Raw genomic sequence first — 12299 nt, 5'->3', positions numbered from 1 at the left:
GAGCCGCAATGGCAATATAGTAAAGCTGTTGGCAAAGTTACAACCGCGACGCTTAAAAATGTAGTGATTGATAATTACTATTTTGGCGTTGCTTCAATAAACAAAGAGGGTATTGAATCGCCGGTAGTATTTCCAGGTGATGTGGGCTCTTTTGACCATAATATAAAATAACGTTCAAAAATAGAGCAAACAGAACATTTTGAGGCGCTAAGTACCGTTTTTATACTTGCGCCTTATTTGTTAAGCCCTTAAAGTGGTGAAAAAGTAGTAAAAGGTTATTAAAATGGAACAACAAAAACAAAAGCCGTTAACACCAGAAGAGCAAGCCGCAGCCGAACAACAAAAAGTATTATGGCAGCGTGAATGTTTTCAAAATGCTCAAAAACATTTAGCTGAAAAAGGCATTATGCCTAAAACAGTGATTGAAAAGGACAGTCGTTTTTTAGCGCCTCTTTGTGCTATGTGGAAATTTAAAGCTCAAAACGGTAAAAACTATTGGGTTATTACGGGTCGGTTACCAACAGATCATGTTGAGGCAAGCGCCGCGAAAGACGCACGAGATGCAATGCGTTATTTTTCTTTGCAGTGGCAATTAAAAGCCGATCAAATAATGAATACAGGATCGCGCGATAAAACGCAGGTAGATTTTGCTAACTTACTAATAAATCGTGCACATGGTTTATATGAAATGCATGAAAATGAACCGCTTTGGGCCCACGAGCCAAAATAATTACTAGGGCAATAACTAAGTTATTGCCCTTTTTTAATTTTCGTACAATTATTAAATGCTAATAACTTAAGAAAATGCTTTTTCAGAAAGCGCTTCTTGCATTTGTTCTCGCATTTTAAATTTTTGTACTTTACCGGTTACAGTCATTGGATAGCTTTCTACAAAGCGAATATAACGAGGCATTTTAAAGTAGGCGAGTTTATCTTTTAAAAATGCACGTATTGCTTGCTCATCCAATATGGCGTCTTCTTTTGGCTGGATCCACGCGCATATCTCTTCACCAAATTTTTCATCACTGATACCAAATATTGCAGCGTCTTGAATACCAGGGTAAGTGTATAAAACCTCTTCTATTTCTCTAGGGTATACATTTTCACCGCCCCTAATAATCATGTCTTTAATTCGACCAACAATGCTTACAAAGCCATCATTGTCCATCACACCTAAATCACCAGAATGCAACCAACCTTCTTTATCTATCGTGGCTTTGGTTTTTTCATCATCGTTCCAATAGCAGCGCATAATACCAGCACCTCTACTACATACTTCGCCAGGAAGACCTATTTTTTGAATATTACCTAACTCGTCAATTATTTTAACCTCAGTATGTGCAAGAGCCCGACCAACCGTGGTTACTTGGCGCTCTATTGAAGAATCGGTTTCGGTTATATTATTAATTGGACTGCACTCAGTTTGTCCGTATGCAATAACAACTTGGTTCATGTTCATTTGGGTTTGTACTTTGCGCATTACTTGCTCTGGGCATGTGGAGCCTGCCATTACACCTGTGCGCAGCGTACTTAAGTCGTAATCGTTAAAGTTACTAAGTTCAAGTTCGCTTATAAACATAGTAGGTACGCCATGAAGTGCAGTACAACCTTCTTGTTGTACTACTTCTAAAGTTGTTTTAGCGTCAAAAGCGTCGCCAGGGTAAACAGCTGCAGCTCCCTTACTAACACATAACAAACTGCCTAGTACCATGGCAAAACAATGATAAAGCGGTATAGGAATACATAACTTATCTTTATCAGTAAAATGCATTGATTCAGCAACAAAAAGCGCATTGTTTAAAATGTTTTTATGGGTGAGTGTTGCCCCTTTTGGATTGCCGGTAGTGCCAGAGGTAAATTGGATATTTATATCTTGATCAGCGCTTAAACTTGCACCAATACTTTTTAATTGATTGCAGTATTCGGTGTTTGCCATGGCAGTAATTTCAGTAAACGAATACATACCGGGGCTTTCTTTATCACCTATGCGAATTACATTTTTGAGTGTAGGTAGTGCTTTTGCGTTTAGTTTTCCTTTTTCACTATTAGCTAACTCTGGTGCTAAGCTTTGTAGCATTTCGATGTAATTACTACTTTTAAAGCTCGATGCGGTGATTAAGGTTGAGCATTCAACGCTATTTAACGCGTACTGTAATTCGTTAGGTCGGTATGCTGGATTAATACACACCATAATTGCACCAATTTTGGCTGTTGCAAATTGAGTTAAACACCATTCAATATTGTTAGGAGACCAAATACCAACACGCTCCCCAGGTTTTACGCCCAGTGCTATTAGCCCCATAGCAAGTTTATTAACTTCTTTTTGAAATTCTTTATAAGTCAGGCGAATATCCTGATGGTGTACAACTACGGCAAGCGACTCTGAGTATTTGTCGACAATAAGGTCGAAATACTCACCAATAGTATAATTGGTTAGTGGCGTGCTTTGTATACCTTTAAAATAGCTGTGTGATAGCGGTAAGTCATTTATTTGTTCTACTTCTTTTACCGCTGTTGTGTGTGTAAGCATGTGATTCTCCGTATCGGTGTGTGTTTGTTACATAAAATACAGGTTAAAATAAACACAAATTGTCGACAAAGAGAAGAGTGGTTAGACTAATGTCTTAGTGGTTTAATAAAAGCTAATACTACTTTTTAGACACAAAAAAAACGCGCCTTACAAAGTAAGTACGCGTTTTTAACCGAGCAGTATGTTTACATTTCGTCGCTGCGGTATGTTTTTTTCATTATATAAACGTAGGCGTTTACAAATGCATTTTCTTGATACTTTTTAAGACCAGTGTCATCAAAGTCGATAGGAATAGGATTACGTTTTACCTGTTCTTTAATTTCAGTTGTAGTAAATAAACGTACATCCAAATTTTCGATTAATTGAATTGCGGTTTCCATTTTGAATCCCTTTGCGCTGCCAGCAAACTTACCTTTAGGCTGACGCTCACGAATCGCAACAGAATCAATTTGGTAATCTTGCATTAACTTTGCAAAATCAAATTGAAATTTACGCATTATTTCAGTGTCGTTACCGTTACCTAATGTAAAGCGTGTTTGGCGCACATCGCGAATATCAAATACGTCGTTATCTTTACTTAAAATACAAAGTAGTACATCACTACCGGTAATTTCTACACCACATGTTCTCATTGCTATTCTCTAATATAACTTAATTACGCGGTATTATACGCAACACACATTAAAATGCGAGTATCAGCATGATTGACCATTCTAATTTTACTATTTTTTAATTAATTTGTTATTTTTATCATAAAAGTTGATTTATATCGTAAAACAGGCTGTATTTTCAGCGCTTATAACTTGTAATTAATGGCGTGGCACGCGACAATATCTTTTTTGTAGTTGAGCAGACTCAACATCTACATTAGCCATAAGTGGCGAAAAATAGTCAATGCTTATTCGTAAAAGCGTTGTCGAGTCATTCTCATTTAATTTATTAAAAATACACGTGATACATTGTAGGTGTCACCACTGTAGCAAGGATTTATAATGCCAGTTATTACTCTTCCAGACGGAAGTCAACGTAGTTTTGAAAACCCAGTAAGTACTCTTGATGTTGCAAATGATATTGGTCCAGGTCTCGCTAAGGCGACGATTGCGGGTCGTGTTAATGGTAACCGTGTTGATGCATGCGATCTAATTAGTGAAGACTCTCGACTTGAAATCATCACCGCTAAAGATGATGACGGTCTTGAAATTATTCGTCACTCTTGTGCTCACTTAATTGGTCATGCAGTTAAGCAACTTTTCTCTGACGCTAAAATGGCGATTGGTCCTACTATAGATAACGGTTTTTATTACGATATCGATATGGAACAGTCGTTATCTCAAGATGATCTTGAAGCAATTGAAAAGCGTATGTTGCAACTTGCTAAAACAAACTACGATGTAGTTAAAAAAACCGTAAGCTGGCAAGAAGCACGCGATACATTTGAAGCGCGTGGCGAAACGTACAAAATAGAAATATTGGATGAAAACATTGCTAAAGATGATCGTCCAGGTTTATATCATCACGAAGAATATGTAGACATGTGTCGTGGTCCTCACGTACCAAATATGAAATTTTGCCAAAACTTCAAAATAATGAAAGTGGCTGGTGCATATTGGCGTGGTGATTCAGACAATAAAATGCTACAACGTATTTACGGCACAGCGTGGGGCGATAAAAAGCAACTTAAAGCGTACTTAAAGCGTTTAGAAGAAGCTGAAAAACGCGATCACCGTCGTATTGGTAAAGCACTTGATTTATGGCACTGGCAAGAAGAAGCGCCAGGCATGGTATTTTGGCACAACGATGGTTGGAGCATTTACCGAGAGCTTGAAGAATTCGTTCGTGAAAAATTACGTGAATATGATTACGAAGAAGTAAAAGGTCCAATGATGATGGATCGCTCACTTTGGGAAAAATCAGGGCATTGGGAAAAATACTCAGAGGCAATGTTTACTACTGAGTCAGAAAAGCGTGAATACGCAATTAAACCAATGAACTGCCCAGGGCACGTACAAATCTTTAATCAAGGTTTAAAATCGTACCGTGATTTACCACTTCGTATGGCCGAATTTGGTTGTTGTCATCGTAATGAGCCATCAGGCGCACTACATGGCTTAATGCGTGTTCGTGGCTTTACCCAAGATGATGCTCATATTTTCTGTACTGAAGAGCAGATAATGGACGAAGTTTCAGCGTGTATTAAGATGGTTTATGATACATACGAGACGTTCGGTTTTGAGAAGATTGTTGTTAAGCTATCTACTCGCCCAGAACAACGCATTGGTGAAGACCATATGTGGGATAAAGCAGAACTTGCTTTAGCCGAAGCGCTTAAGCTAAATGACATAGAATTTGATTACCTACCAGGTGAAGGTGCTTTTTACGGTCCTAAAATTGAATTTACTTTATACGATTGTTTAGACAGAGCGTGGCAGTGTGGTACAGTGCAACTAGATTTTGCATTACCGGGTCGTTTAGGTGCTACTTACGTAGCTGAAAATAACGAACGACGCACACCAGTTATGATACATCGTGCTATTTTAGGTTCTATTGAACGCTTTATTGGTATTTTAACTGAAGAGTATGCTGGTTTATTTCCAACGTGGCTTGCACCAAAGCAAGTGGTAATTATGAATATTACCGATAAACAAGCGCCTTATGTTAAAGAAGTTGTACAAAAATTAAATAAATTGGGTATTAGAGCCGCTGCTGACTTGAGAAATGAGAAGATTGGCTTTAAAATCCGAGAGCATACACTTAAGCGTATTCCATACTTGCTTGTTGTTGGTGATAAAGAAGTTGAACAACAAGAAGTAGCAGTGCGTACTCGCACAGGTGAAGACCTTGGCAAATTTAATGTTGATGATTTTGTAGCTAAAATTAGCGAAGAAATTAAAAGTCGACAGTAAAAACAGAGCGTGTAAGGCATAACAAACAGCCAATTACACGCTTATATTATTGATATTCTTGGAGGAACGTACTATTAGAGGCGGCAAGAAAGGGCAACAAACAGCCCAAAAAAATCGTATTAACGAAGAAATTACAGCTCAAGAAGTTCGTTTAATTGACCTTGAAGGCGAACAAGCTGGAATTCAGTCATTAAAAGACGCGCAAGCTATGGCTGACACAGCGGGTGTTGATCTTGTTGAGATCAGCCCTAATGCTGAGCCGCCTGTTTGTAGAATCATGGACTACGGTAAGTTCATCTTTGAAAAAAGTAAAGAACTGAAAGAGCAGAAGAAGAAGCAAAAGCAGATCCAGATAAAAGAAATCAAATTCCGTCCTGGTACGGATGAAGGTGATTATCAGGTTAAGCTTCGCAACTTACGTAAGTTCTTAGAAGGTGGCGATAAAGCTAAAATAACCATCCGCTTCCGTGGTCGTGAAATGGCTCACCAAGAAATTGGTATAGAATTATTAAACCGTATCAAAGGCGATTTAGAAGAACTTGCAGTAGTTGAGTCTTTCCCAAATCGCGTTGAAGGTCGCCAAATGGTTATGATGATGGCGCCTGTTGCTAAAAAATAATTTTTAAGCGATAATACGCACCGAAATTAACTCAGGTCTGCAAGTTAATATGTAAATATTCACCTGAGTTAACCGGTTTTAAAGTAAGATTGCGGCATTTATGTTGGGTCTTCACCGGAACATGGCAGTAAGTTAGGCCTAAAAGTGGAGCTATAGAAATATATCTCACGCCTGCTTACTAATTTAAAAGCAATACAATTGGAGTTATTGCAATGGCTTACAAGCTAAAAAGTCACAGTGGCGCTGCTAAGCGTTTCAAAAAGACTGCTTCTGGCGGTTTCAAGCGTAAACAAGCGCATCTTCGTCATATTCTGACTAAGAAAACTTCTAAGCGTAAGTTACACCTACGTCCTAAGATGATGGTTCATAAAAATGACCATGGTCTAGTTTCACGTATGTTACCGTTCGCTTAATAGGGGTTTTTAGAAATGGCAAGAGTTAAACGCGGCGTTGTCGCACGTGCACGTCACAAAAAAGTTTTAAAACAAGCAAAAGGTTATTACGGAGCACGTTCACGTGTTTATCGTGTAGCTTTCCAGGCTGTTACTAAAGCGGGTCAATACGCTTACCGTGACCGTCGTGCGAAGAAACGTACTTTCCGTCAATTATGGATTGCACGTATCAATGCTGCTTCACGTCAAAATGGTCTGTCTTACAGCCGTTTTATCAATGGTCTTAAAAAGACATCTGTAGAAATCGATCGTAAGATCCTTGCAGATATCGCTGTTTACGACCAAGTTGCATTCGCAGCGCTTGTAGAAAAAGCAAAAGAAGGCCTAGCGGCTTAAGCTTTTTCATATAAGTATCAAAAAGGAGCCTATGGCTCCTTTTTTTGTGCCTAAAATTTGGTGAGCTGGTTTGTACCAGTCTACATAACTATTTTAACAAGTTAACTTACTAATCAATTATCGAATGTTGATAAAGATTTTATTTATAGCGACGAGATAGAATTCAACGTAGTTAAAACGCAATTTTTTGTCGTTAAATAGCGCCAATATTTAGCCTAATTGGTATTATTTAATAATTAACTAATGTCTCAATTTTTAAATCCTGCATTGCTATTTAACTAAAGTTTTATTAATTGTATTAAAAATTAAGCTCCACAATATGCCTCATTAAATTTAATAAGCTCACTACATTTTCAAATTTAAATATAAAATTAAACACATAACTTATTGATATGTAATTGGCTGCATTTTTTTGTTGAATCACCGCAGTTTTATCATTTTAAAAAAAATTGTTGATATAATTTTTACAATTAAGGCATTTGTTAGAGAATTTTATGTTCGCAAGTTTATTGGTTTTATCTGCAAGTGTTGCATACGACAGTCATTTACCACCCTTGATACAATGGCAAGGTCAAAGTAATGAGTTAATGCAACAAGAAGGTCCTCTTACGACCGATTTTGAGCTTTCATCAGGTGAAATTTCACCTAACTATGCAGATACAATGGCGTTTGTAGATAGACTTGTTGCTGCGAACCCTACACAATTTAAATCGCAAACAATTGGCTATAGTAATAGTAAACGTGCAATTAAAATGCTTATTGCGAGCGAGCAGGGCTTTTTTGAAGCTGGGCAAATGGCAAATAGCACTAAACCAACCATCTTTATTCAGGCGGGAATACATTCTGGTGAGATAGACGGTAAAGATGCGATGTTTATGTTGTTGAGAGACATAGCAACGGGCAAACGCAGAGATATTTTAAAGAAGGTAAATATTCTATTTATTCCTATTTTAAATGTTGATGGACATGAACGTAGCAGTGTTTTTAATCGCATAAATCAGCGTGGTCCTATAAAAATGGGCTTTAGAACAAACGCTAATAATCTTAATTTGAATCGTGATTTTACTAAATTAGATACGCCAGAGGTTAGAAGTGTATTAAAAGTGATTAACGCATATAACCCAAACTTATACATTGATGTGCATGTGACCGACGGTGCTGATTATCAGTACGATGTAACGTATGGATATAACCCTGTATTTGCAAGTGAGTCACCGGCTGTTTCAGATACGTTAAATCAGTTTTTTAAACCAATGATAGATGAAGAGTTGACGTCTCAAGGGCATATTCCTGGTCCATTGGTATTTACTATGGATAAACGTGATTTTAAAAAGGGACTAGCAGGCTGGGTTGCTACACCTCGATTTTCTAACGGGTGGGGCGATCTAAAATCATTGCCGACTATTTTAGTTGAAAACCACTCTTTAAAACCTTACAAACAACGAGTTTTAGGTACTTACGTATTTTTAGATGGCGCAATTAATGCGCTATCTACATACAGTCACGAGTTATCTAATGCAGTTAAAAAAGAACAAGAATTTGTGCCAAAGCAACTAATTGTTAAACGTGGCTACGCAAAGCAAGCAGATACAATAGAATTTAAAGGTATTGCTTACGCATCAAGTATGAGTGAATTATCAGGGCAAAATGAAGTTAATTATTTAGGCAAAAAGCTAGATTATAGTAATTTACCTATTTACTGGCAAAAAGAAGTGTTGGATACCGTTGAAGTTCCAAAAGCTTTTTTTATTCCACCTGTATATAGCGATATAATTGAAAAATTGAAGCTTCATGGTGTGTCTGTTAATAAACTTGAAGGAGCAAATACTCAACCTTTAAAAATGGCTAAAGTGAGCGATTATACATTCGACAAAGCCCCGTTTGAAGGTCGCTTTAGAGTATCAGCCAGTTTTGAATATATACCCGCTATTAATGTTGATTTAGATGGGTGGTATCAAGTAAATACACAGCAAAAATCTGGTGAGTTAGCTGCTCATTTACTGCATCCAGAAGCACCGGATTCATTTTTTGCTTGGGGAGAATTTAACACTATTTTTCAGCGTACTGAATATATGGAAAACTATGCGTTAATTCCTTATGCTCGCCAAATGTTAAAAGACAATCCTAAACTTGCACTCGTATTTGATAAAAAAATTAATAATGACAAAGAATTTGCGAAAGATGCAGCCGCGAGATTAAATTGGTTATATGAACATAGCCCCTTTTACGATCAAGCATATTTAAAGTATCCAATTTTAATGTCGTTTGAAGAAAAGGTTGTTATAGCTGATCAAAAAGATAAAGAAATATAATAATGTTGATTGTAACAATACCAGTAACGCCCTTTGCACAAAATTGCCGAATTATTGCCTGTCCAGATACTAAACAAGCAGTGGTGATAGACCCAGGCGGTGATTGCGATAAAATAATTACGGCTTTAAAAGAGAATAATTTAACGTTAAATGCAATTTGGTTGACTCATGGGCATTTAGATCATGTTGGCGGTGCTGACATATTACGTAATATGTTTAATGTTAAAATTATAGGTCCACAAAAAGATGAACATTTTTGGTTTGAAAACTTGCCAATGCAGGCTCAAATGTTTGGCTTTGCACCTATAGCGCCTTTTTATCCTGATGAGTGGCTAAACCATGACGATAAAGTTAGTGTGGGGAATTTAAGTTTTGATATAAAACATTGCCCAGGCCATACACCTGGACATATCGTTTTTTATCAATCGGTAGAGCAATTAGTTATTGTTGGTGATGTTATATTTAAAGGTTCGGTGGGGCGTACTGATTTTCCTAAAGGAAATGCGGAGCAGCTAATTGAGTCGATTAATAAACATATTTTGACTTTACCAGATACAACCCAAATACTTTCAGGGCACGGTGATAATACTAACGTTGCTCACGAAAAACAAAGTAACCCATTTATAAGTGGTCAATACGGTTAATGACTTAAAAGTACAACTCAGAAATAATATATACGTATAATTTATAAAAATAAGCAGACTGTTTTTATAAATAGCTGTATAATTTAGCCAATTTATTTGATAAATAAGAAATAAAATGTCTCTAAATCACGTAGATCGCCAAATTTTGGCACTTTTACAACAAGATGCTAGTTTATCTACAGCAGAAATTGCCGACAAGGTTGGCTTATCACAATCTCCTTGCTGGCGTCGTATTGCCAAACTTGAGCAAGACGGATACATAAAAAGCAAAGTTGCTCTTTTAGATGAAAAGAAACTTGGTTTTGATATGTTGGTATACGCCCATGTACGCTTATCTAACCATGGTAAGAAAAATCTAGCTGAGTTTGAAAAATTAATCCTGAGTTATGACCAAGTAACAGAGTGTTACACTATGGCAGGCACAATGGACTTTATGCTGCGTATTATTTCACAAGGTATTGAAGGTTATGAGCACTTTGTTCGTGATAACCTATTGAGCTTAGAGTACGTACAGGAAGTACATTCTAACGTAACTATGACGTGTGTAAAACGCAGTACATCTCTTCCTCTATAAAATATTAAATAAGTGTCATATTGAGTTACACACTAAGTTTGTAATTCAATATGCCACTGTACACTTCCATACCTAACAGATTGCAATAATTCATCCTTGAATACAAAACAGGACTAAACATTGTTTTGTTTAGCCTAACGATACATTGACAATTGTTAACTGAGCGCTAATTTGGTAGAATTCAGCGCTTTTTTTGATACCTAATACTACTCTTTGAGGAACTCAATGTTTAACTTACTCAGTAGGGCGCCAAGCTCTGCTAAAAACGATATTCTATCTGGATTAACTGTGGCACTTGCCTTGGTACCAGAAGCTGTTGCGTTTGCCTTTGTTGCAAATGTAGAACCTTTAGTTGGTCTATATGCCGCGTTTATCGTTGGTTTAATTACGGCTATATTTGGCGGTCGTCCTGGTATGATTTCGGGTGCTACCGGTGCCTTAGCTGTTGTTATGGTAAGTTTAGTACTTGATCATGGTGTAGAGTATCTATTTGCTACTGTGCTCTTAATGGGTATATTGCAGATACTTGCTGGGGTATTTAAGCTCGGTAAGTTTATTCGTATGGTTCCACATCCGGTAATGCTTGGTTTTGTTAATGGCCTAGCAATCGTTATATTTTTAGCCCAGTTAGGGCAGTTTAAAGTACCTGATGGCATGGGCGGACAAGAATGGATGACGGGCAACCCACTTTTCATTATGCTTGGTTTAGTTGCTTTAACGATGGCGATTATTCAATTTTTACCAAAACTAACAACAGCAGTGCCATCAACACTAGTAGCAATTGTTACTGTGACAGCTCTAGTTATTGGTTTAGATTTACAAGCGCATACTGTGCTTGATTTCTTAAAAGGTATGACAGGCGACGAAGCGGCAACAATCGCAGGCGGTTTACCGCAATTTCATATCCCTATGGTGCCTTTTAATTTAGAAACCCTGCAAATTATTTTCCCTTATGCGCTTATTTTAGCCGCAATTGGTTTAATTGAATCATTACTTACACTTAGTCTAATTGATGAAATTACTGAAACTCGTGGTCACAGTAATAAAGAATGTATTGGTCAAGGTGCGGCAAACATTACTTGTGGTATGTTTGGTGCTATGGGTGGTTGTGCAATGATTGGTCAATCTATGATCAATATTAACTCTGGTGGACGTTCTCGTTTATCAGGTATTAGTGCTGCACTTATGCTTCTTGGTTTTATCATTTTTGCTTCAAGCCTTATTGAAATGATCCCACTTGCTGCCCTAGTTGGTGTAATGTTTATGGTTGTATTGGGTACATTTGAGTGGGCAAGCTTTAAAATGATGAAGCGTGTGCCTTTATCTGATGCGTTTGTAATTGTACTTGTATCGGGTGTGACGGTTATAACCGATTTAGCAATTGCAGTATGTGTGGGTGTTATTGTTTCTGCGCTTGTATTTGCATGGCAACATGCTAAACAAATATACACAACTAATTACATTGATACTGAAGGTGCTAAGGTATACGAACTACACGGTCCGTTATTTTTTGGCTCAGTTAAAAACTTCACTGATTTATTTGATGTTAAGAATGACCCTAAAAATGTAATTATTGAATTCAAACACAGCCGTGTTTCTGATCACAGTGCAATTGAAGCGATAGACAGTTTAGCTGATAAGTATACGAAGGCTGGTAAACAACTTCATTTACGTCATTTAAGTAAAGACTGCACGCAGTTATTACACAAAGCACGCGATTTAGTTGAAGTAAACGTAATTGAAGATCCTACTTATAAAGTGGCTTCAGATAAACTTGCGTAGTATTTAATTAGGTAAATAAGAATTTAAAAAAGCGAAAGGTCACACCTTTCGCTTTTTTTATACCTGCTTTGCGGTAAGGCTCTTAAAAAGCAAGACAGTTGGTAGTGCTAAGCATTCTTATAAATCGATATAATAACAGTCAACATT

General features: G+C 37.2%; 11 protein-coding genes and 1 pseudogene. 10 read left to right on the top strand and 2 right to left on the bottom strand.

Going from position 1 to position 12299, the window contains the following annotated elements; all coding sequences use genetic code 11:
* Together L647_RS1000000126640 and L647_RS0121500 are read left to right on the top strand one after the other, a co-directional pair.
* Window positions 1-171: pseudogene (locus L647_RS1000000126640) on the top strand (peptidase M28); the annotation flags it as partial.
* A 112-nt stretch (window positions 172-283) separates the two neighbouring features.
* On the top strand, window positions 284-730 hold the full coding sequence (locus tag L647_RS0121500; protein WP_024612842.1) for a DUF4826 family protein: 447 nt from the start codon (window positions 284-286) through the stop codon (window positions 728-730).
* Between the two features lie 66 nt (window positions 731-796).
* Here L647_RS0121500 and L647_RS0121495 read toward each other — a convergent pair whose 3' ends face one another.
* A complete protein-coding gene (locus L647_RS0121495; RefSeq protein WP_024612841.1) occupies window positions 797-2530 on the bottom strand; it encodes an AMP-binding protein in 1734 nt (577 codons plus the stop codon).
* 185 nt (window positions 2531-2715) lie between these two features.
* A complete protein-coding gene (locus L647_RS0121490; RefSeq protein WP_024612840.1) occupies window positions 2716-3162 on the bottom strand; it encodes a DUF3010 family protein in 447 nt (148 codons plus the stop codon).
* A gap of 360 nt (window positions 3163-3522) precedes the next feature.
* Between L647_RS0121490 and thrS the strand changes: the two genes are divergently transcribed.
* The 8 genes from thrS (at window position 3523) to L647_RS0121450 (ending at window position 12152) form a co-directional block, all read left to right on the top strand.
* Window positions 3523-5433 carry a threonine--tRNA ligase gene (gene thrS, locus L647_RS0121485; RefSeq protein WP_024612839.1) on the top strand — a complete coding sequence of 637 codons (1911 nt, stop codon included), beginning with the start codon at window positions 3523-3525 and terminating at the stop codon, window positions 5431-5433.
* Window positions 5434-5491: 58 nt separating this feature from the next.
* Entirely contained in the window at window positions 5492-6052 is a 561-nt protein-coding gene (gene infC, locus L647_RS0121480) for a translation initiation factor IF-3 (protein WP_076917071.1), read from the top strand.
* Between the two features lie 212 nt (window positions 6053-6264).
* Entirely contained in the window at window positions 6265-6465 is a 201-nt protein-coding gene (gene rpmI / locus L647_RS0121475) for a 50S ribosomal protein L35 (protein WP_002960713.1), read from the top strand.
* A gap of 15 nt (window positions 6466-6480) precedes the next feature.
* Window positions 6481-6840 (top strand): 50S ribosomal protein L20, encoded by a 360-nt coding sequence (gene rplT, locus L647_RS0121470; protein ID WP_002960711.1) that lies wholly within the window; start codon window positions 6481-6483, stop codon window positions 6838-6840.
* Window positions 6841-7334: 494 nt separating this feature from the next.
* Window positions 7335-9152, top strand: coding sequence for a M14 family metallopeptidase (locus L647_RS0121465; RefSeq protein ID WP_024612837.1), 1818 nt, complete (start codon window positions 7335-7337; stop codon window positions 9150-9152).
* Between the two features lie 2 nt (window positions 9153-9154).
* Complete coding sequence (locus L647_RS0121460) at window positions 9155-9796, top strand: MBL fold metallo-hydrolase (RefSeq protein ID WP_024612836.1); 642 nt, start codon at window positions 9155-9157, stop codon at window positions 9794-9796.
* Window positions 9797-9911: 115 nt separating this feature from the next.
* Window positions 9912-10370 carry an Lrp/AsnC family transcriptional regulator gene (locus L647_RS0121455; protein WP_024612835.1) on the top strand — a complete coding sequence of 153 codons (459 nt, stop codon included), beginning with the start codon at window positions 9912-9914 and terminating at the stop codon, window positions 10368-10370.
* Between the two features lie 225 nt (window positions 10371-10595).
* Complete coding sequence (locus L647_RS0121450) at window positions 10596-12152, top strand: SulP family inorganic anion transporter (RefSeq protein ID WP_024612834.1); 1557 nt, start codon at window positions 10596-10598, stop codon at window positions 12150-12152.
* Window positions 12153-12299 lie beyond the last annotated feature (147 nt).

The sequence above is a fragment of the Pseudoalteromonas sp. TB64 genome, assembly GCF_000498095.1.
Lineage (GTDB): Bacteria > Pseudomonadota > Gammaproteobacteria > Enterobacterales > Alteromonadaceae > Pseudoalteromonas.
Note: the sequence above shows the minus strand (reverse complement) of the source record. Positions and strands in the feature narration are given on the sequence as shown.